Origin of the sequence: Rhodococcus sp. UFZ-B548 (assembly GCF_903819475.1) — a bacterium.
GTDB lineage: Bacteria > Actinomycetota > Actinomycetes > Mycobacteriales > Mycobacteriaceae > Rhodococcus_F > Rhodococcus_F erythropolis.
Window position 1 is genome coordinate 1 of the sequence record NZ_CAIJDS010000034.1, and the last position, 19,965, is coordinate 19,965.

Annotated in this window: 20 protein-coding genes; 1 reads left to right on the forward strand and 19 read right to left on the reverse strand. The window is 62.8% G+C overall.

The window, feature by feature from the left end; genetic code table 11:
* Positions 1-208: 208 nt before the first annotated feature.
* Positions 209-1,468 (reverse strand): UDP-N-acetylglucosamine 1-carboxyvinyltransferase, encoded by a 1,260-nt coding sequence (gene murA / locus H7C86_RS24220; RefSeq protein ID WP_003941314.1) that lies wholly within the window; start codon positions 1,466-1,468, stop codon positions 209-211.
* Between the two features lie 54 nt (positions 1,469-1,522).
* Here murA and H7C86_RS24225 point away from each other — a divergent pair, with 54 nt between their 5' ends.
* Positions 1,523-2,095: a cob(I)yrinic acid a,c-diamide adenosyltransferase gene (locus H7C86_RS24225; RefSeq protein WP_020908291.1), complete on the forward strand. Its 573-nt coding sequence runs from the start codon at positions 1,523-1,525 to the stop codon at positions 2,093-2,095.
* Positions 2,096-2,105: 10 nt separating this feature from the next.
* Here H7C86_RS24225 and H7C86_RS24230 read toward each other — a convergent pair whose 3' ends face one another.
* The 18 genes from H7C86_RS24230 to thrB all read right to left on the reverse strand — a co-directional run bounded on the left by H7C86_RS24230 (position 2,106) and on the right by thrB (position 19,933).
* Positions 2,106-2,528, reverse strand: coding sequence for a DUF2550 domain-containing protein (locus tag H7C86_RS24230; protein ID WP_029255703.1), 423 nt, complete (start codon positions 2,526-2,528; stop codon positions 2,106-2,108).
* Positions 2,529-2,577: 49 nt separating this feature from the next.
* On the reverse strand, positions 2,578-2,946 hold the full coding sequence (locus tag H7C86_RS24235) for a F0F1 ATP synthase subunit epsilon (RefSeq protein ID WP_019749170.1): 369 nt from the start codon (positions 2,944-2,946) through the stop codon (positions 2,578-2,580).
* 6 nt (positions 2,947-2,952) lie between these two features.
* The gene (gene atpD / locus H7C86_RS24240; RefSeq protein WP_003941349.1) at positions 2,953-4,404 is read right to left on the reverse strand and encodes a F0F1 ATP synthase subunit beta; all 1,452 of its coding nucleotides are present in this window, start codon (positions 4,402-4,404) and stop codon (positions 2,953-2,955) included.
* A gap of 3 nt (positions 4,405-4,407) precedes the next feature.
* Entirely contained in the window at positions 4,408-5,391 is a 984-nt protein-coding gene (locus H7C86_RS24245) for a F0F1 ATP synthase subunit gamma (protein WP_003941320.1), read from the reverse strand.
* 48 nt (positions 5,392-5,439) lie between these two features.
* On the reverse strand, positions 5,440-7,083 hold the full coding sequence (atpA, locus tag H7C86_RS24250) for a F0F1 ATP synthase subunit alpha (RefSeq protein WP_019749171.1): 1,644 nt from the start codon (positions 7,081-7,083) through the stop codon (positions 5,440-5,442).
* Between the two features lie 62 nt (positions 7,084-7,145).
* On the reverse strand, positions 7,146-7,970 hold the full coding sequence (locus H7C86_RS24255; RefSeq protein ID WP_003941304.1) for a F0F1 ATP synthase subunit delta: 825 nt from the start codon (positions 7,968-7,970) through the stop codon (positions 7,146-7,148).
* A gap of 5 nt (positions 7,971-7,975) precedes the next feature.
* Positions 7,976-8,533 (reverse strand): F0F1 ATP synthase subunit B, encoded by a 558-nt coding sequence (locus H7C86_RS24260; RefSeq protein ID WP_019749173.1) that lies wholly within the window; start codon positions 8,531-8,533, stop codon positions 7,976-7,978.
* A gap of 7 nt (positions 8,534-8,540) precedes the next feature.
* Positions 8,541-8,783 carry an ATP synthase F0 subunit C gene (locus H7C86_RS24265; protein ID WP_003941327.1) on the reverse strand — a complete coding sequence of 81 codons (243 nt, stop codon included), beginning with the start codon at positions 8,781-8,783 and terminating at the stop codon, positions 8,541-8,543.
* 83 nt (positions 8,784-8,866) lie between these two features.
* A complete protein-coding gene (gene atpB / locus H7C86_RS24270) occupies positions 8,867-9,694 on the reverse strand; it encodes a F0F1 ATP synthase subunit A (RefSeq protein ID WP_019749174.1) in 828 nt (275 codons plus the stop codon).
* Positions 9,695-9,974: 280 nt separating this feature from the next.
* Complete coding sequence (locus H7C86_RS24275) at positions 9,975-10,445, reverse strand: glycine zipper family protein (RefSeq protein WP_019749175.1); 471 nt, start codon at positions 10,443-10,445, stop codon at positions 9,975-9,977.
* A 32-nt stretch (positions 10,446-10,477) separates the two neighbouring features.
* Entirely contained in the window at positions 10,478-11,665 is a 1,188-nt protein-coding gene (locus H7C86_RS24280) for a glycosyltransferase family 4 protein (RefSeq protein ID WP_019749176.1), read from the reverse strand.
* Positions 11,662-12,987, reverse strand: a complete 1,326-nt coding sequence (glyA, locus tag H7C86_RS24285) for a serine hydroxymethyltransferase (protein ID WP_182262374.1) — start codon at positions 12,985-12,987, stop codon at positions 11,662-11,664. The genes H7C86_RS24280 and glyA overlap by 4 nt, the downstream gene beginning before the upstream one ends.
* 2 nt (positions 12,988-12,989) lie before the next feature.
* Positions 12,990-13,652 carry an L-threonylcarbamoyladenylate synthase gene (locus tag H7C86_RS24290; RefSeq protein ID WP_003941345.1) on the reverse strand — a complete coding sequence of 221 codons (663 nt, stop codon included), beginning with the start codon at positions 13,650-13,652 and terminating at the stop codon, positions 12,990-12,992.
* Positions 13,649-14,581, reverse strand: a complete 933-nt coding sequence (gene prmC, locus H7C86_RS24295; protein WP_019749178.1) for a peptide chain release factor N(5)-glutamine methyltransferase — start codon at positions 14,579-14,581, stop codon at positions 13,649-13,651. The genes H7C86_RS24290 and prmC overlap by 4 nt, the downstream gene beginning before the upstream one ends.
* A 77-nt stretch (positions 14,582-14,658) precedes the next feature.
* Positions 14,659-15,738 (reverse strand): peptide chain release factor 1, encoded by a 1,080-nt coding sequence (gene prfA / locus H7C86_RS24300; RefSeq protein ID WP_003941341.1) that lies wholly within the window; start codon positions 15,736-15,738, stop codon positions 14,659-14,661.
* A gap of 146 nt (positions 15,739-15,884) precedes the next feature.
* Positions 15,885-16,121, reverse strand: coding sequence for a 50S ribosomal protein L31 (gene rpmE, locus H7C86_RS24305; protein WP_003941310.1), 237 nt, complete (start codon positions 16,119-16,121; stop codon positions 15,885-15,887).
* A gap of 225 nt (positions 16,122-16,346) precedes the next feature.
* A complete protein-coding gene (gene rho / locus H7C86_RS24310; protein ID WP_182262375.1) occupies positions 16,347-18,485 on the reverse strand; it encodes a transcription termination factor Rho in 2,139 nt (712 codons plus the stop codon).
* Positions 18,486-18,988: 503 nt separating this feature from the next.
* Positions 18,989-19,933 carry a homoserine kinase gene (thrB, locus tag H7C86_RS24315; protein ID WP_007726194.1) on the reverse strand — a complete coding sequence of 315 codons (945 nt, stop codon included), beginning with the start codon at positions 19,931-19,933 and terminating at the stop codon, positions 18,989-18,991.
* Positions 19,934-19,965 lie beyond the last annotated feature (32 nt).

A 19,965-nucleotide genomic window follows, 5' to 3' on the forward strand; every position in this document is an offset into this window, starting at 1 on the left:
AATTTGGTCAGGCACTTCGTACAACCTCGTGTCACTCGCCGTGAAGGCGGGAGTCCGTGTCGCTCTGACTTGGAATAAGTTACGCGAACCTTCAATCAATTCACAAATCGCCTGGTCACAACACCGATTCACTAGCCAAGGCCAGGTCAGACAGTTGAGCCTTTCCGCCAATCGCGAATAGGCCCGAGTGTGACGCCGAGCACCGAACCTATTCGGAGCCCACCCTCTCGATCACTCCCCCGAGTCCACGGAGATTCTCGACGAATCGCGGGTACCCACGGTCGATGTGGAAGATGTCGTGGACTTCGGTGGTTCCGTCCGCGACCAACCCGGCAAGCACGAGCCCGGCGCCTGCCCGAATGTCCGAAGACCACACCGGCGCACTCGACAGCACTGGAACTCCGCGGATCACAGCATGGTGACCGTCAGTACGAGCGTCGGCGCCCAGTCGGATCATTTCCTCGACAAATCGGAAACGCGATTCGAATACGTTCTCGGTGATCATCGACGTGCCCTCGGCAACCGCCGCCAAACCGATTGCCATCGGCTGCAGGTCGGTTGGGAATCCGGGGTAAGGCAATGTCGCGAAATTGACTGCTTTGGGCCGTTCACGCTGGATGACACGGAAACCGTCGACCTCGGGAGTCACCTCCGCGCCGGCTGTCCGAAGCTTGTCGAGGACCAACCCGAGATGCTTGTGGTTCACCCCGCGAACGCGGACGTCACCCCTGGTCATGGAGGCAGCGACACCCCATGTTGCGGCAACGATGCGGTCACCGATGACACGGTGCGTAGTCGGTTCCAACTTGCGGACGCCTTGAATGGTGAGCGTCGAACTTCCGCCGCCCGACACCTTGGCGCCCATTTCGTTGAGCATGTTGCAGAGATCCACGATCTCGGGCTCACGTGCAGCGTTGTCGATCACCGTTTCACCTCGGGCGAGCACTGCTGCCATCAAGATGTTCTCGGTTGCACCCACAGACGGGAAGACCAGGCGAATGTTCGCGCCGTGAAGGTCGTCTGCCTCGGCAACGACACATCCGTGTTCGATTTCGCTACGCGCGCCCAGCAGGCGGAGCCCGGATTGGTGCATGTCGAGTGGCCTCGAACCGATCGCATCGCCGCCAGGAAGTGCGACAACAGCGCGTCGACAACGCGCGACCAGCGGACCAAGCACACACACCGACGCCCGAAACTGCTTGACCGCGTCAAAATCAGCGTGATATTTCGGCTCGGCCGGCGTCGTGATCCGCACTTCGGAGTCTTCGAGTTCGACCTCGCAGCCCAGACCTCGCAAGACGTCCGCCATCAGCGGCACGTCGAGAATGTCCGGGCAGTTGGTCACCACAGTGGTGCCTTCGGCCAACAGCGCAGCGGCCATCAGCTTCAACACACTGTTCTTGGCCCCTCCCACCAGTACTTCACCTTCGAGGCGGTTACCCCCGGTCACAAGAAAGTGCTCACTCACGGTTCACAGCCTAGAGCCACAACCTCGTCGGCACCGCGCCGGTACCGTAGCCCTATGTCTGTTCACCTGACGAAGATCTACACCCGGACCGGCGACGACGGGACCACCGGCCTCAGTGATTTTTCGCGAGTCTCCAAGAACGATCCGCGTCTGGTCGCCTATGCGGATTGCGACGAGACCAACGCGGCGATCGGTGTGGCCGTTGCCCTCGGCACACCCCCGGAGAATCTGCTCGCGATGCTGCGCCAGATCCAGAACGACCTCTTCGACGCGGGGGCCGACCTGTCCACCCCTGTCGTCGAGAACCCGAAGTACCCACCGCTGCGAGTGACTCAGGCCTATATCGATCGACTCGAAGGATGGTGCGATGAGCTCAATGAGCAACTGGCACCGTTGAATTCGTTCATTCTGCCCGGCGGAACTGCCCTGGGTGCCCTGCTTCACGTAGCAAGAACCGTCTCGCGGCGTGCGGAGCGTGCGGCCTGGTCCGCCATCGATGCGAACCCGGAAGACACCAGCGTCCTCCCAGCGAAATATCTCAACAGATTGTCGGATCTGCTCTTCATCATGGGAAGAGTGGCAAATCCTGAAGGCGATGTGCTCTGGAAGCCCGGCGCCGGGGCTTGAGCGGGACCGGTCAGGCGGTGCGTCGCCTACGGGCGCGCCCGTCCGGCCGTGATTCGACCCAGGACAGGAAAGCTGTCAATGCTCCACTGTCCAAGGCGATTTCGTAGGCCGACGATCCGTCGTTGACCTTGACCACGACGATGTCGTCGCTCATGATGTCGAATTCGGTACCCGAGGGAGAGCGACGGCTCTCGACCTCGATTCCTTGACGATCAATCCTGGAGTCCGGGCCCGGCCGCAGACTCGACAGTTTGAAAAAGACGAAGGTGCTTTCGCCGTAGCGAATGATTCCGTGACGCCACCCGCTGTCCCCCGGGGATGGCAGAACACGAAGCAGTGCAGCGGTACCGCCGCGACGTAGAACCAGCAGACGATACAGAAAAGCCGCGACGAGAACCGCGAGCAGCACAACCAGAATGATCAACACAGTCATTCCGAATGTCACTGTTCGTCGGCTCCCGTCGCGGCTTTACTCGAGTAACTTACGCGCGCTCGACGGCCCGGAGCTGACCCTTGGCGACCGCAATCGCTTCGAGGTCGCCCGAGTTCTCGGCCAAGACAGCCTTGGCTGCCTCGACGTCGATGTCCTGTGCCATGTCCGCGGACTCGGCAAGAATCGTCACCGTCGTCGCAGTGACGGAGAGGAACCCTCCGTGTACTGCAGCAACGATACGCTCGCCGTCGACCGGGGTGATCGACACGGTTCCGCCCTCGATCAGCTGGCCGAGGACCGGCTCATGCCCGGGCATGATGCCGATTTCGCCCTCAGTGGTCTGAGCGCTGACCAGCGTCGCCGAACCAGACCACAAGCGCTGCTCGACGGCAACGAGTTCTACGGTCATCTCAGCCATCGTGGACTACTTCCCGGCCATCTTCTTGGCTGCAGCCTCGACGTCGTCGAGTCCACCGCAGCTGTTGAATGCCTGCTCGGGCAGGTGATCGAACTCGCCCTTGCAGACGCGGTCGAAGGCTTCGATCGTGTCGCGGAGCGGCACGACGGAGCCGGGCTCACCGGTGAACTTCTCGGCAACGATGAAGTTCTGGCCGAGGAACTTCTGGATACGACGGGCGCGGCCGACGAGGACCTTGTCCTCTTCCTGAAGCTCGTCCATACCGAGGATGGCGATGATGTCCTGCAGTTCCTTGTACTTCTGCAGGATGCGCTTGACCTCGTTGGCAACGCGGAAGTGCTCGGCACCGACGATGCCGGGCTCCAAGATGCGGGAGGTCGAGCTCAGCGGATCCACAGCGGGGTAGATACCCATCTGCGAAATCGGGCGCGAGAGCTCGGTGGTGGCATCGAGGTGCGCGAACGTCGTAGCCGGCGCGGGGTCGGTGTAGTCGTCGGCGGGCACGTAAATAGCCTGCAGCGAGGTGATCGAGCGACCGCGAGTCGAGGTGATGCGCTCCTGGAGCTCACCCATCTCGTCCGCCAGCGTGGGCTGGTAGCCCACTGCCGAAGGCATACGGCCGAGGAGGGTGGAAACCTCGGAACCTGCCTGCGTGAAGCGGAAGATGTTGTCGATGAACAACAGGACGTCCTGGCCCTGAACGTCGCGGAAGTACTCCGCCATCGTCAGTGCGGACAGGGCGACGCGCATACGCGTTCCGGGCGGCTCGTCCATCTGGCCGAAGACAAGGGCGGTGTCCTGGAGGACGCCCATCTCTTCCATTTCCAGGTGGAGGTCGGTGCCCTCACGGGTACGCTCACCGACGCCTGCGAACACCGAGGTGCCCGAGAACTCGCGAGCGATACGCGTGATCATTTCCTGGATCAGAACGGTCTTGCCGACGCCGGCGCCACCGAACAGGCCGATCTTTCCACCTTTGACGTACGGGGTGAGAAGGTCGATGACCTTGATGCCGGTCTCGAGGATCTCGGTCTTACCTTCGAGCTGATCGAAGGCTGGTGGCTTGCGGTGGATGCCCCACTGCTCGCCGTCGCGGCCGAGGCCGGGGGTGTCGAGGCAATCGCCCAGGGCGTTGAACACGTGGCCCTTGACGACGTCACCGACGGGAACCGAGATCGGCTTGCCCGAGTCGGTCACTGCAGTGCCGCGGACGAGGCCGTCGGTGGGCTGCATGGAGACGGTGCGGACCAGGTTGTCACCGAGGTGCTGTGCAACCTCGAGCGTCAGCGTCTTGGCGACCGAGGGAAGCGTGATCTCGGCGTTCAGGGCGTTGAACAGTTCAGGAACAGCGCCACGCGGGAATTCAACGTCCACGACGGGACCGATGACCCGCACGACGCGGCCGGCTACGGCCGAAGCCGAACCTGCCCCGTTGTTTTCGGTTACTGCTGCGGTCATGTGCTAGTCACTTCCTGCGCTCGAGGCGAGCGCGTTGGCGCCGCCGACGATCTCGCTGATTTCCTGGGTGATCTGGGCCTGGCGAGCCTGGTTGGCCTGACGGCTCAACGTGTTCACCAGTTCGTTTGCGTTGTCCGTCGCGGCCTTCATGGCGGTACGACGGGCTGCCGACTCCGATGCCGCAGCATCGAGAAGCGACGAGAAGATACGAGTGCTGACGTACTTCGGGAGAAGAGCACCGAGAAGCTTCTCGGGCTCGGGCTCGAAGCTGAAGTCCGCGACGGGGCCATTGTCATGGTCGTCGTCGTGGCCGTTGGTCAGCATGTCGTCACCGAGTTCGATGCGCTCTTCCGACACGAAGACCTCGAGAGGAGCCATACGGCGAACCTCGGGAGTCTGCGTCAGCATCGACACGAAGCGGGTGTAGACGATATGGAGTTCGTCGACGCCCTCGATCGTGCCTTCACCGTTCGGAGCGGCAACCTGGTTACCCGAACCAGCCATGAACAGCTCCACCAGGTGGCGGCTGGCCTTCGCTGCATCCGAGTAACCCGGATCCTGCGAGAAGCCCGTCCACGCAGCACCGATGTCGCGGCCGCGGAACGTGTAGTAGCCGAGTCCCTTGGAACCGAGCACGTACACGACCGGCTCCTTGCCCTCGCTGCGGAGGAGAGCCATGAGCTCTTCTGCCTGCTTGAGGACGTTGGAGTTGTAGCCACCACACATGCCGCGGTCACTGGTGACAACGAGGACCGCAGCCCGCTTGGGCTCCGGGCGCTCGTTGAGCAACGGGTGATCGAGCGAAGCAGACGCACTCGCCAATTCGGTGAGTACCTTCGTGATCTCCTCGGCATACGGCTTGGACGCGGCGACGCGAATCTGAGCCTTGGTGATACGCGAAGTCGCGATCAGTTCCTGTGCCTTGGTGATCTTCTTGGTCGAGTTGACCGACTTGATACGAGACCGCAATTCGAGAATGCTCGCCATCGATCAATCACTCTCCCTTCGGAATTCGCAGTGTCATGGGCGCGTACGTCACTTGCTGACGGTCTTGCGCTTGACGTTGATCTGCTCGTTCTCGACCTCGTCGGCGCCCAAAGCGTCAGCCTCGGCCTCGTTCACGACCCGGCTTCCGTCGGATGCGATGAAGCCTTCCTTGAACTTGTTCGTTGCAGCGATCAGCGCAGCAGCGTTGTCGGCATCGAGTGCCTTACCGCCGTTGATGCTGGAGTAGACGCCAGCAGCCGAGTGCTTGAGGTCTTCGAGCAGTTCCTTCTCGAAGCGACGGACGTCACCGATCGGAACGCTGTCGAAGATGCCCTCGCCGGCGAGGTAGATCGAGACGATCTGGTCCTCGACAGGGATCGGGCTGTACTGATCCTGCTTGAGCAGCTCGACCAGACGGGCACCGCGCTCGAGCTGAGCCTTGGAGGCAGCGTCGAGGTCGGATGCGAAAGCGGAGAACGCTTCGAGCTCACGGAACTGAGCCAGTTCCAGACGCAGCGAACCGGAAACCTTCTTCATGCCCTTGGTCTGTGCAGCGCCACCGACGCGGGAGACCGAGATACCGACGTTGATCGCGGGACGAACGCCCTTGTTGAACAGGTCGGACTCGAGGAACACCTGACCGTCGGTGATGGAGATTACGTTGGTCGGGATGTAAGCCGAGACGTCGTTCGCCTTGGTCTCGATGATCGGCAGAGCCGTCAGCGAGCCACCGCCGAGTGCGTCGGACAGCTTCGCCGAACGCTCCAGCAGACGGGAGTGCAAGTAGAAGACGTCACCGGGGTAAGCCTCGCGTCCCGGCGGGCGACGCAGCAGCAGCGAGATGGCGCGGTACGCCTCTGCCTGCTTGGTCAGGTCGTCGAACACGACCAGAACGTGCTTGCCCTGGTACATCCAGTGCTGGCCGATGGCCGAGCCGGTGTACGGTGCGAGCCACTTGAAGCCTGCGGAATCAGAGGCCGGAGCAGCAACGATGGTGGTGTACTCCATCGCGCCCTTCTCCTCGAGGGCAGCCTTGACGCCCGCGATGGTGGAACCCTTCTGACCGATGGCAACGTAGATGCAGCGCACCTGCTTGTTGACATCGCCGGAATCCCAGTTGGCCTTCTGGTTCAGGATGGCGTCGATGCAGACCGCGGTCTTGCCGGTCTTGCGGTCGCCGATGATGAGCTGGCGCTGGCCGCGGCCGATCGGGGTCATGGCGTCGATAGCCTTGATACCGGTCTGGAGCGGCTCTTCGACCGGCTGGCGCTCGAGCACCGAAGCGGCCTGGAGCTCGAGTGCACGGTTCTCGGTGCTCTCGATCTCGCCGAGGCCGTCGATGGGCGCACCAAGCGGGTCGATGACGCGGCCGAGGAAAGCATCGCCGACGGGAACCGACAGAACGTCGCCCGTGCGCTTTACTTCCTGGCCTTCTTGAATGTTCTGGTAATCGCCAAGGATGACGGCACCGATTTCGGTGGCATCCAGGTTGAGCGCGACGCCGACGATTCCACCGGGGAACTCCAACAGCTCGTTGGACATAGCCGAAGGCAGGCCAGAGACGTGCGCAATGCCGTCACTGGTGTCGGTCACTGTGCCGACCTCCTCACGGGAGGCCTCCGGGGAGTAGCTCGCGGTGTAGTTGTCGATCGCGCTACGGATCTCGTCGGAGGAGATCGTCAGCTCCGCCATGTTTTTCCTGCTCTCGGTGTCTGGTCTTCGAAAAGATCTGGAGTATGTGTTCGGCTGAAGGACTACTTGAGGTTCTTCCGCAGTGCTGCGAGTCGACCCGCTGCGCTGCCGTCGATAACCTCGTCGCCCACCCGGACGACCAAGCCGCTGAGGAGTTCTGGATCAACCTCGACGTGTACTGCTACCGGCTTCCCGTAGGTGCGGGTAAGAGTGCTGGCCAAGCGATCCGACTGCTCCGAGCTCAACGCCGAGGCGCTGCGAACGTGAGCAACGGTGGTATCGCGCTGCGCTGCGGCAAGATTCGACAGCTGATCGAAAGTGTCTGCGGGTGCAGACTTCAACCGGCCGACGGCCTGTCCGGCGAGTGCCTCGGTGACCGCAGTGACCTTGCCGTAGAGCAAGCGGGAGAGGAACTCACGCTTGCGGGCTGCGGGAACCGACAGATCCGAGAGCGTCTGCTCCAGGCTGGGATCCCCTGCCACGATGCGACCGAGACGGAAGAGCTCGTCCTCAACGGTGTCCAACTGGCTCTGATCGGCTGCGGCGCGGAGCAGAGCTTCGCGTCCGAGCAGTTCGAGCGAGTTGACCAAGTCGCGGGCCGCAGACCAGTCCTGGCCTGCAGCTGCCTTCACGGTGGCGAGCGCCTCGGCGCCGACCTTTCCGGAGAACAACTGCTCTGCCAAAGCCTGGCGACCAGCGGCCGGTGCCGAAGCGTCAGCCAGCGCGCTGCGAAGAGCGCGCTGGCCGTCGAGTACCTCGACCACCGAGAAGAGCTCGGACCCAGCCTGAGCAGAAGCAGCAGTTGCCGCTCCTGCAGAGACGGCGCCCAGGGCACTGCTCAGCGCAGAACGAGTCTGCGCCAAGGCTTCACGGCTCGCTGCGTACATGTTGCTCACTTCCTGGCTGAATCAGCGCTGACGGTGTCGAGCTCGTTGAGGAAACGATCAACCGTTCCGGCGCGCTTCACGTCGTCGGCGAGAGACTCCCCGATGACCTTCTCGGCCAGGTCTACAGCGGTCTTGCCGAGATCCGAGCGGAGCTCAGCGACGATCTGCTGACGCTGGGCGACGAGCTGGCTGTGGCCTGCGGCCACGATGCGGTCGCTCTCGTCCTGCGCCTGAACCTTCATGTCAGCGATGATCTGCTGACCCTGGGTACGCGCTTCCTCACGGATCTGCGCTGCCTCGGTACGAGCTTCGGCGAGCTGCGCGCGGTACTGCTCGAGCGCTGCTGCTGCCTCTGCCTGTGCGTCTTCGGCCTTCTTGATGCCGCCCTCGATCTGCTCGGTGCGTTCGGCCAAGACCTTCTGGAACTTCGGAAGAACGAGCTTCCAGAAGACAAAACCGACTACGACGAGCGCAACCGCGGACCACACGATGTCGTATGTCTCGGGCAAGAGAGGATTGTGTGTCTCCTCTGTTGCCGCGAGCACTGCGAAGGTGGCTCCCATGTCTGTCTTAGAAAATGAAACCGGCGACAAGGCCGATCAATGCGAGGGCCTCGGTGAATGCAATACCGAGGAACATGGTGGTACGAACCTGGCCGGCCATCTCGGGCTGGCGGACCATGCCTTCGATTGCCTTGCCCACAACGATGCCCACGCCGATGCCGGGGCCGATTGCTGCGAGGCCGTAGCCGATGGCTCCGTAGCCGCGCGACTTGGTCTCGACAACTTCCTGAGCGAGGTAAGCGATGCTCATGGTGTTCCATTCCCTTTCTGTTGACCTCTGCCGGATTCGGCAAGAGGCTCAGTTCTTGGTGTAGCTGGTGAGGAGGTAAAAGGTCAGTGCTCGTCGGCGTGGAGCGCCAATTCGATGTACACCGCGGTCAGCAACGCGAACACGTAAGCCTGCAGGAAGATGACCAGCAGCTCGAAGAACGTGAATGCGATACCGGCGATGATCGACGGAACGCCGAAGATCGCCTGGAATCCGCCGGACACGAAGAAGAAGTAGTTCGTCGCGCTGAAGAACAGCACCAGCAGGATGTGGCCGGCCAACATGTTGGCCATGAGACGAACCATCAGCGTGAACGGGCGCAGGATGAAGGTCGAGATGAACTCGATGGGCACCAACAAGAAGTGCAGGGGCAGCGGAACGCCGGGAACGACGATGCTGCTCTTGACGTACTTGAAGAAGCCGTACTTCTTGATTCCGACGTAGTTGAACACGATGTAGGCGAGCGCCGCGAGTACCAGGGGCATACCGATTCGTGCGTTCGGCGAGATGTTCAGGAAAGGAATGATGCTGGCCATGTTGCTGGCGACCACGATGAAGAAGATCGTCGTGATGACCGGCAGGAAGCGCTTGCCCTGTTCCTTGCCCAGGATCTCCTCGGCGATGTTGATACGAACGAAGTCGAGCGCAAGCTCAGCGGCGTTCTGCATCCCACGGGGAACCAATCGAGGGCTGCGCATCGCGATCACGAAGAAGGCTGCGACCAGCACCGACATCAGCAGACGAATCAGCATCAGACGGTCGAGCTCGAAGGGGCCCGCGTGAATCAACACGGAGGGCGGGAAAAAATCGTCTAGTGACGGCGCATGGAATTCATCCGCGGCCAGGGTGGTGACGCTCAGCGTTCTCTCCCGTAGTCGGTCCGCAGCCATCATTGACTGCGGTTCGATCGGACATTGACGATCTACAAGTCGACAAGTTCGACTCGCGCATTCGTCAGCAGCTGGAGAACCCCAGAGGGGCCTGGCGTCTGTCGGTGTCGGCGACTCTCGTCGACTCAGTGGTCAGAATTTCGACCACCTGCGAGCACATGGCATCGTCGGCTGAGTGTTACTCGGCCCACCATTGCTCTCGCTTGAACCGAACCTTATCAAGTCATCTACGACATTGTGTAGATGGGGTACCTGGAAGTCCGATTAGTTACCTCTTGTAGTACTACTCGTCGTCGTCGACGTTGCTGCTGGGAGTGGGATCGACGTACGGAGTTTTGGTTCCGAGAACGCCGTATGTCTCCGCACCGAGCACGACGACCAGCGACATGATGATGACCAGGACGAGAGCGGTCTTGTTGTAGAAATCCATGTCCGAGAGGACAAAGAGAACAACCATCGCGAGAATCATCTTCAGCAGCCACGTGCCGAGAAGAACTGCACCGGCCGTGAGCGCAGGCAACTTCGCTGTGAGCAGCACGCCCAGCGCCGTGAACAGGATGAACCCGCCGCCGACGGCTGCGCCGATCAAAGCGCCGTAGACGCCTTCCTTGCCGGCGAAGAGCCCGCCCAGGAGCGCGCCGACCACGGCCAGCGCGATCAGCCCCATCACACCCCACTTCACGGCCGACTTCATGGCGGCGGTCGAATCAGGGATGGGTTGCGAGGCAGGTACAGGCTGCGGCGTGTTCGTCACGATGCCCAAGGGTAATGGATCGGGAAACTTGGCTAGCGACGCTGTTGCTTGCGATCGATCAGGGACGGCACCGCGGTGAAGAACAAGGCGATGACCAACCCGGCCGCAACCAGAACGACAACCAGCTGTCGATTGAGCAGCGAGGATCCGACGGCACCGAAAGCCAGAACGCTGACCCACAGGTAGATGACCAGCACAACCCGTCGGTGCGTGTGTCCGATTTGCAGGAGGCGATGATGCAGGTGCATCTTGTCCGGACTGAACGGACTGACGCCCGCTTTCGTCCGGCGGATCACGGCCAGGAGCATGTCCAGCATCGGGATGAACATCACGGCACCGACCAGCAACAACGGCGCGAGGAGGCCGACCAGGTCGCGGGTTCCGTAAGCAGTGAGCGGAATACGACCGGATGCACTGGTGGAGATCGCGGCAAGCATGAGACCGATCAACATCGACCCGGAATCGCCCATGAAAATGCGCGCTGGATTGAAGTTGTGCGGAAGAAAACCGAGACAAGCGCCTGCCAAGGCCGCCGCGATCATCGCCGGCGGGTAGACACTCGCGTCGCCGCCCTGATCGTGGAGCAGACCGATCGAGAAGATGAGGATCGCCAAGGCCGCGATGAGGCCCAAACCGGCGGCCAATCCGTCGAGACCGTCGACGAAGTTCATCGCGTTGATGGTCGCCACGGCGATAGCCACCGTGAACAGTCCCGATTGAATCTGATCGAGGATGATCGTGGACCCACCGTCACCACCGAACGGGTTGTAGATGATGAACCAACTGACGCCCATCACCACAAGAACTCCGGCAGCAGTCACCTGACCCACGAACTTGGTGAGAGCGTCGAGACCCCACCTGTCGTCGATCACGCCCACGAGGACGATGACGGCGCCCGCGACGAGCGCAGCGTGCACATCCGGACTACCGAAGCCGAAACCTCTTGTGAGCGCCGGTAATTGCTGCGCGAACAGCAGACCGACAACCATGCCGATATACATTCCGACGCCACCGAGGCGCGGAATCGGCTCGACGTGAACGTCCCGATCACGCGGTATGGCGACGGCGCCGAACCGCAGCGCCAACAACCGGACTGCGCCAGTCGCCAGGTATGTCACTACCGCCGCCGTACACAGCACGAGCAACAGTTCACGGATGGGAACACCCGCTCCCCCGCCACCCTGTGCCAGATACGTGGTCGCCTCGTACGAAGTGATCACTGCGCGAGATCACCCGTCTGGCGGGGATAGGCAGGCTTTGCCCGTACCAGTTCGCGAACGCCGTCGGCAACGGATGCCAACTCGGCCTCCCCTGACGTGGTGGCTGGATCCGCTACGACTGCACGCGCGATCAACTCCCCCACGATGCTCATGTCGGAACTGTTGAACCCCTGTGTCGTCACGGCCGCGGATCCGACGCGGATTCCGGACGTGACGGCCGGCGACTGCGGATCGAACGGAATCGCGTTCTTGTTGAGCGTGATCGAAGCCAGTCCGCACCTACGCTCGGCGTCGACGCCGGTGACACCGCTTGCGCGCAGATCGAGAAGCGCCAGATGCGTGTCGGTTCCACCGGAAACGGTGCGCAGGCCGCGAGCTTCCAACGACTGCGCGAGCGCCGACGCATTGGCAACCACTTCCTGTGCATACCAACGATATTCCGGCGTCGACGCTTCTTTGAAGGCAACCGCCTTCGCAGCGATCGCATGCATCATCGGGCCGCCTTGAATGAAGGGGAACACCGCGCGATCGACAGCCGAGGCATGCTCGCTGCGGCACAAGATCATTCCGCCGCGCGGGCCTCTGAGGACCTTGTGCGTCGTCGCGGAGACCACGTCGGCATACGGAACACACGACGGTATCGCCCGGCCTGCCACGAGTCCGATGAAGTGGGCGGCATCGACCCACAGGATCGCACCGACCTCGTCCGCGATCGACCGGAAGGCTGCGAAGTCGATGGTTCGGGAGTACGCGGTCGCGCCGGCGATGATGATTTTCGGTTTGCGCGCCAGAGCCAGGGTGCGAACCTCGTCGTAGTCGATCAATTCGGTGGCCGAATCGACGTGATAGGGAACGGTGGTGAACCACTGCCCCGAAAAGCTGACCCGAGACCCGTGAGTCAGATGCCCACCGTGCGGCAAACTCATCGCCAATACGGTGTCGCCGGGCTTGGCGAATGCGGCGTACACCGCGAGATTCGCGGTGGCCCCCGAATGCGGCTGGACGTTGACGTGCTCGGCGCCGAACAGTGCCTTTGCCCGGTCGATCGCCAGATTCTCGGCTACGTCGACGTACTCGCACCCGCCGTAGTAACGCCGACCCGGATAGCCCTCGGCGTACTTGTTGCTCAGGGTCGAACCCAAGGCAGCCAGTACCGAGGGGCTGGTGAAGTTCTCGCTCGCGATGAGTTGAAGCCCGCCGCGCTGACGCTCGAGTTCGGCCAGCGCAACAGCCGCGATCTCGGGGTCCGCCGTGGCAAGCTCACCGAAATCCGGTCCCCAATACGTGGATTCCCCCGCGCGCTCGCCGCCGGCGCCGACCATCGTTACGAAACTCCCTCTACGAGGCTTTCCGGACTGGTGCCCAATACCTCGGCGATGGATTCTGCCGAGACGGCACCCACTCGCAAGATACGCGGTGAATTGCCGGTCAGGTCGACGATCGTGGAAGCAACGGCGTGTTCGGCCTTGCCTCCGTCGAGATACACGCTGGCAGATCCGCCGAGCTGATCTCGGGCTTCCTCGACGGTAGTTGCCGGCGGACGCCCCGAAATGTTGGCGCTCGAGACGGCAAGCGGTCCGACATCGCGCAACAGTTCGAGAGCAACCGGGTGCAAGGGCATGCGGAGCATGACGGTTCCGCGGGTATCACCGAGGTCCCAGGCAAGTGAAGGCGCCTGCTCGACGACCAAGCTCAGTCCGCCGGGCCAGAACGCGCGGATCAGATCCCGGGCCTGGGGGCGCACGCTGTAGACGAGCCCGTCGATGGTGTTCCACGATCCGACCAGTACCGGGACGGGCATGTCTCGCCCGCGTCCCTTGGCGCGCAACAGACTCGTGACAGCTTCGCTGTCGAACGCGTCCGCGGCGAGTCCGTAAAGGGTGTCGGTAGGGAGAACTACGAGTCGGCCGGCCTTGAGCGCGTTCTTCGCGGCGGCCAAGCCTGCGGTTCGGGAATCTGTCTGACTGCAGTCGTACACGGTGCTCACTCAGCCATCCTTTCACTCTGCACTTCGGGCGTTCGATTCCGCTGCGCTTCCACGTCGGTGGCGACACGTCTGGCGACGACGAAACGCGGACGACCGGCAAGATCGGGATGCTGTGCAACGTCGCCGAACACCCGGCGCGCCGAGAACAGCGCAGCGACGCCGTCGCCGTTGGTGTCGTCGTGCTCGATGCCTGCCGCGCCGCCGATTCGAAGCCACCTCGCGATGTTGCTGATCATGGGTTTGATGACGGACAGACCGTCGGCGCCACCGAACAACGCGGTGTGCGGGTCGTAATCCATGACCTCAGGCTGCAATTGCGCGCCTTCGGGGATGTACGGCGGATTGGACACGACCAGATCGACGCCGCCCTCTAGCCCTGGCAACAGGTTCCGATCGGTGACATCACCCTGATGCAGATGGATCGGTGTATCACCGGCGGCCTCGCGGTCGGCAGCATTACGACGCGCCCACGCCAACGCGGCGGGCTCTTTCTCCACGGCGTGAACGACGGCGTCTGGACGGGCCTCGGCGATGGACAGCGCGAGTACACCCGATCCCGTGCACAGGTCCAGAACTACCGGCGGCTTACTTCCGCAACCTTCGAGGAACGAGAGCGCCCAACCCATGAGCAATTCGGTTTCGGGCCGCGGAATGAAGACACCCGGACCGACAGCGACGTCGATGTTGCCCATCGATGCGACTCCGATGATGTGCTGCAACGGAATCCGCTTCACGCGTTGCGCAACCAACTCGTCGAACGCCGCGATGACCTCAGGATCGACCAACGGAATCAGCCCGAGACGCGTGCGTTCGACGCCGAGCAGGTGGGATGCCAACAACTCGGCGTCGGTGCGTGGGCTGGGCACACCTGCGGCGTCGAGCTGTTTTGCAGCTTCGATCAGCGCCAAACGAAGTGGAAGTCGACTCACGGGTACAGCCTGCCACGCTCAACCGACACGCGGTTCACCGAGTTCCCGGCGGGACGGAGGTCAGTCATGGTCTGCATCTACTCGGCCGCGAGACGCGCCTCTCGGTCCGCCTTGCCCAATGCGTCGAGAAGTGCGTCGAGCTCACCGTCGAGCACTGCGTCGAGGTTGTGCGACTTGAATCCGATGCGGTGATCGGTGATGCGGTTCTCAGGGAAGTTGTAGGTGCGGATGCGCTCCGAACGGTCCACCGTCCGAACCTGACTCTGGCGACCTGCCGACGCTTCTGCGTCCGCGGCTTCCTCGGCGACTACCTGCAAACGGGCTGCAAGCACCTGCATGGCACGCGCCTTGTTCTGGAGCTGCGAGCGCTCGTTCTGGCAGGTGACGACGATGCCGGTCGGAAGGTGCGTGATTCGAACCGCGGAGTCGGTGGTGTTGACGCCCTGACCGCCCTTGCCGGACGAACGGTAGACGTCGATACGCAGGTCACTCTCGTCGATCTGGACCTGCTCGACCTCTTCGGGCTCCGGGTAGACCAGAACGCCGGCGGCCGAAGTGTGTACGCGTCCCTGGGATTCGGTGACGGGCACTCGCTGGACGCGGTGAACCCCGCCCTCGAACTTGAGCCTCGCCCACACTCCGTCCGGGGTATCTGACTTGCTCTTGATCGACAGCGTGGCTTCCTTGTATCCGCCGAGATCGGAGACCGTCGCGTCGAGGATCTCGACGCGCCAGCCGTGCCGTTCCGCGTAGCGGACGTACATGCGGGCCAGGTCCGAGGCGAAGAGCGCGGATTCTTCGCCGCCCTCACCGGACTTCACTTCGAGGACGATGTCGTCGCCGTCATGCGGATCACGCGGCGCCAACTGATCGGTCAGCGTCTGCTCGAGCTGCGCGACCTCGGCTTCGAGATCGGGGATCTCGGCGGCGAAGCTGGAATCGTCGGCGGCGAGTTCGCGCGCAGCTTCCAGATCGTCCTGCGCAGCCGTGAGCTTGTTGTACGTCGACATGATCGGCGAGAGCTCGGAGAACCGCTTACCGACGCGCCTGGCAGCGGCAGGGTCGTTGTGCAGCGCTGGATCGGACATCTGCGCTTCGAGACCGGCGTGCTCCGCCAAGATGTCGTCGATGGCCGAGGGCTGGGTTGCGCCTGCCATGGTTCGCTCCGCTCTGAGTTTCGATTCCTACGGTGCGCGCTTGAAGGTATTTCGACGCCGGGACCCGGGAAACGCGCAAACCGAGTGCAGGCACAAAAAAGCCGACGCCCGATCTGCGCATGGCAGATCGGGCGTCGGCGGAACAGCTAGGACTCGGTGGCCGGGACCTTGCTGTCTGCGCGCTTGCCGTAGCGAGCCTCGAAGCGAGCGACGCGTCCACCGGTGTCGAGAATCTTCTGCTTGCCCGTGTAGAACGGGTGGCACTGCGAGCAAACCTCGACGTTGATGCGTCCGGACTCCTTGGTGCTGTGGGTCTCGAACGTGTTACCGCAACCGCAGACGACGGTGGTCGCTACGTAGGTTGGGTGGATTCCTGCCTTCATGGTGTCCCTTTCAATGGTCGCCGGGTCGACGTCGCCAATCGACATCGTGAACCGGAACCGGACTCGGCCGTTCAGTATGCCAGATGCGGTACCTCACCAGATAATCCGCGTCTCGCACGCCTCGGGGTGGCTGTACGAAGTTGTCAACGCACTGCCCCTCGGTTTTGTTCCGCCCACGCAAAAGGCCCACAACCAGCTGGTTGTGGGCCTTTGACGTCGAGTCGATCAGTCGTCGATCGCACCCGGTGCGGTCTTGGAGACCTGCATCAGGAACTCGAGGTTGTTCTTGCTCTTCTTCAGTCGATCGATCAGCAGATCGATGGCCTGATGCGAGTCCAGTCCGGACAGGACGCGGCGGAGCTTGTGCAGCACAGCAGCTTCGTCCGGGCTCAGGAGCAGCTCGTCCTTACGCGTGCTGGACGGGTTGACGTCCACGGCCGGGAACACGCGGCGTTCGGCGATCTTGCGATCGAGCTTGAGCTCGGCGTTGCCGGTGCCCTTGAACTCTTCGAAGATCACGGTGTCGCCGGTGGATCCGGTCTCGACCATCGCCGTGGCGATGATGGTGAGCGATCCGCCGTTCTCGATGTTGCGGGCAGCGCCGAGGAAACGCTTCGGCGGGTAGAGCGCCGTCGAGTCGACACCACCGGAGAGGATGCGTCCGGACGCCGGCGAGGAGTTGTTGTACGCACGACCCAGACGCGTGATGGAGTCGAGCAGTACGACGACGTCCTTACCCATCTCGACCAGGCGCTTCGCACGCTCGATTGCCAGCTCGGCAACTGCGGTGTGATCTCCCGGCGGGCGGTCGAAGGTGGAGGAAATGACCTCACCCTTCACGCTGCGCTGCATGTCGGTCACTTCCTCGGGACGCTCGTCCACGAGGATGACCATCAGGTAGCACTCAGGATTGTTGGTGGCGACGGCATTCGCGATCGCCTGCAACACGCTGGTCTTACCGGCCTTGGGCGGGCTCACGATGAGGGCGCGCTGGCCCTTACCGATGGGCATCACCAGGTCGATGACACGCGTGGTGAGAATGTGCTGCTCGGTCTCGAGGCGCAGACGCTGGTTCGGGTACAGCGGCGTGAGCTTGTTGAACTCGGGGCGCTTCTTCGCGGCCTCGACGTCGCCGCCGTTGACCGTGTCGATGCGGACCAGCGGGTTGAACTTCTGACGCTGGCTGCCCTGCTCACCGTCACGCGAGACGCGGACGGCACCGGTGATGGCGTCGCCACGGCGAAGGCCGTTCTTGCGGATCAGGTTCATGGAGACGTAGACGTCGTTGGGACCGGCGAGGTACCCGGATGTACGCACGAAGGCGTAATTGTCGAGGACGTCGAGGATGCCGGCGACCGGCTGAAGGACGTCGTCCTCGCGGATTTCGGTCTCGCGCGAATCGTTGGGTGCGCCACCCTCACCGCGGTCGCGACCACGGCCACGGCGCTCGCGGAAACGGCGTCCGCGGCGTCCGCGTCCACCCTCTTCGTCGTCGTCCGGTCCGTTGTTGCGGTTGTCCGTACGCGGACCGGCGTTGTTCTGGCCGGCGTTGTTCTGGTTGCCGCGATCCTGACGGTCCTGGCGATCCTGGCGATCCTGGTTGCCCCGGTTGCCCTGGTTCTCGCGCTGGCCCTGGTTGTCTCGCTGGCCCTGATTGTCCCGGTTGCGCTCGCGGCGGGGACGCTCGTTGCCCTGCTCGGCGGGAGCCTGATCAGCGTCGGACTTGCCCTCGGTGCGCGCAGGACGCTCGGCCGGAGCCTCAGCCTTGGCGGTCTCGGCGACCTTCGAGGTATCGGCGGCCTTCGAGGTGTCCGCATCGGACTTTGCCGAAGGAGTGTCCTGCTCGATGCTCAGTTCACCCTGGTCGGGTGAACCTGCACGACGAGCGGCGCCGCGACGCTGACGTCCACGACGGGGTGCGCTTTGATCGGAATCCTCGGCGGATTCGGTACGCGCAGGCGCTGCCTCGGCAGGAGCGGATTCTGCCGCGGGAGCCGTTTCGGCTGCGGGGGCTTCGGTGCGTGCGGCGCGGGTGCTCTTGGCACGAGTGCGCGCAACGGGTGCGTCGTCGAGAGTGAGTTCGCTCTGTGCGGGTGCAGCCTTTGCGCTGCCGCCCTGGCGCTCCTTGATGGCTGCGATCAGGTCGCCCTTGCGCATGCCGGAAGTGCCTTTGATGCCCAGTTCACCCGCAAGAGTGCGGAGTTCGGTGAGCACCATGCCGGAGAGTCCGGCACCACGGCGCGTTTCGGCACGCTTCGTGGAGGTCGCCACCGCACCGTTCGATGCTGAAGATGACGCCTGAGAATTGTCGCCTGATTCCGACCCGGCGGGTGCAGAAGTGGCGATGAGGTCCGTATCGGTCACGGAGGTCCTTTCCTTCCCTCACTCGCACTGCGCAAAGTCGAGGGTTCGTCCCGCAGTTCGATTGAATACCGAACTCGGTGGTGCCGTACGTGGTTGCTGTCCAGAACTGCCGGCTTGTCCGCCGTCACATGATTGTCGGAAACTCTCGCCTCAAACTTTTCATGCGCTCGCAAACCTGCCCAACGCGCCTTCGTCGACGATTCACTCCCCCGTGTGTTGAACCCCAGAGATATGGAACCTCTGAGTGTTCGATCCGCGGAGGATTCAAACCTTCGGAGAAGGTACAAGCGTGAGAATCATGCCTGCGAGAATCATGCCAAGGACTGTGGACCCCGATTGGGAAGGAGTTTTGCCCCCTGGTGATGCACCGGCGACTGACGCGCACGATGTACGGACATAGCCCAGGATAGCGTCCAAACCTGAGTCCGGCAAGAATTTGGACGACTGGGTGTGTCAGTTCACTACCGATCGGTAGTGGGCGATCACCAGGACCAAGGCAGTAATCAGACCGTCGTCGTGGATACTTCGACGCCGTCGGCGATGTCCAATTCGAGCACACGTAGTCCGTCTGCCCGCGCCGCTTCGGCGAGCTCGACGGGGAAAGGTTCTGTGCTGAGCGCCAACACGGTGGGGCCTGCTCCCGAAACAGTCGCGGCAATGCCCGCCTCGCGCAAGATCCCGATCCATCGCGTCGTGAGCGGAAGTGCGGGTGCACGCTGTGCCTGATGCAGGCGATCCTCGGTGGCTGCCATCAACAGATCGGGCCGAGCAGTGAGCGCAACGACGGCCAGCGCGCTGCGGCTCGCGTTGAACGAGGCATCCTGGTGCGGAACCAATTCGGGCAGGAGGCCACGAGTGTGTGCGGTGGACGAGCGCTCCTCGGGAACCAGTGCCACAGCACGGATGTCGGGATGGACATCGAGTTTCGCCGCGGAGTAGATCGGCTCGTCGCCTTCGACGGCCGGTGGGCAACTCCACGAGACGACTGCGCCACCGAGAACACTGGCAGACGCATTGTCCGGGTGACCTTCGAACTCGGACGAGAGTTGAACCAGCTGCTCTTCCGTCAAGCCGATCTCGGCATCGAGTGCGCGCGCAAGACCGTTGGCTGCTGCCAGTCCGCCGACAGCCGCAGAAGCCGAGGATCCCAACCCGCGCGAGTGCGGGATCGCGTTGCGGCACAACACGTCCAGGCCACTGGCCCACACCCCGGCCGCTTCGAGACCGCGCTCGATAGCGCGAACCACGAGATGCGAAGGACCCCAAGGTACGTCGGCAGCGCCTTCACCTTCGACGCGAATCTGAAGGCCCGAATCCGTTGTGGTGACCACGATTTCGTCGTACAACCCCAACGCCAGACCGAGGGTGTCGAACCCCGGCCCCAAGTTTGCACTCGAGGCCGGGACGCGAGCAGTCACCGAAAGGCCGATAGGCAGGGTTATAGTCATGTCAGACACCGGATTCCGCGGAGTGGTCGATG

What these genes read in the sequence shown, in the direction of transcription:
- H7C86_RS24225 (WP_020908291.1), top strand. Translation starts at nt 1,523, where the DNA reads ATGTCTGTTCACCTGACGAAGATCTACACCCGGACCGGCGACGACGGG.
- H7C86_RS24230 (WP_029255703.1), bottom strand. Translation starts at nt 2,528, where the DNA reads ATGACTGTGTTGATCATTCTGGTTGTGCTGCTCGCGGTTCTCGTCGCG.
- H7C86_RS24235 (WP_019749170.1), bottom strand. Translation starts at nt 2,946, where the DNA reads ATGGCTGAGATGACCGTAGAACTCGTTGCCGTCGAGCAGCGCTTGTGG.
- atpD (WP_003941349.1), bottom strand. Translation starts at nt 4,404, where the DNA reads ATGACCGCAGCAGTAACCGAAAACAACGGGGCAGGTTCGGCTTCGGCC.
- H7C86_RS24245 (WP_003941320.1), bottom strand. Translation starts at nt 5,391, where the DNA reads ATGGCGAGCATTCTCGAATTGCGGTCTCGTATCAAGTCGGTCAACTCG.
- atpA (WP_019749171.1), bottom strand. Translation starts at nt 7,083, where the DNA reads ATGGCGGAGCTGACGATCTCCTCCGACGAGATCCGTAGCGCGATCGAC.
- H7C86_RS24255 (WP_003941304.1), bottom strand. Translation starts at nt 7,970, where the DNA reads ATGTACGCAGCGAGCCGTGAAGCCTTGGCGCAGACTCGTTCTGCGCTG.
- H7C86_RS24260 (WP_019749173.1), bottom strand. Translation starts at nt 8,533, where the DNA reads ATGGGAGCCACCTTCGCAGTGCTCGCGGCAACAGAGGAGACACACAAT.
- H7C86_RS24265 (WP_003941327.1), bottom strand. Translation starts at nt 8,783, where the DNA reads ATGAGCATCGCTTACCTCGCTCAGGAAGTTGTCGAGACCAAGTCGCGC.
- atpB (WP_019749174.1), bottom strand. Translation starts at nt 9,694, where the DNA reads ATGATGGCTGCGGACCGACTACGGGAGAGAACGCTGAGCGTCACCACC.
- glyA (WP_182262374.1), bottom strand. Translation starts at nt 12,987, where the DNA reads ATGGTCGGCGCCGGCGGCGAGCGCGCGGGGGAATCCACGTATTGGGGA.
- prfA (WP_003941341.1), bottom strand. Translation starts at nt 15,738, where the DNA reads ATGGCAGGCGCAACCCAGCCCTCGGCCATCGACGACATCTTGGCGGAG.
- rpmE (WP_003941310.1), bottom strand. Translation starts at nt 16,121, where the DNA reads ATGAAGGCAGGAATCCACCCAACCTACGTAGCGACCACCGTCGTCTGC.
- thrB (WP_007726194.1), bottom strand. Translation starts at nt 19,933, where the DNA reads ATGACTATAACCCTGCCTATCGGCCTTTCGGTGACTGCTCGCGTCCCG.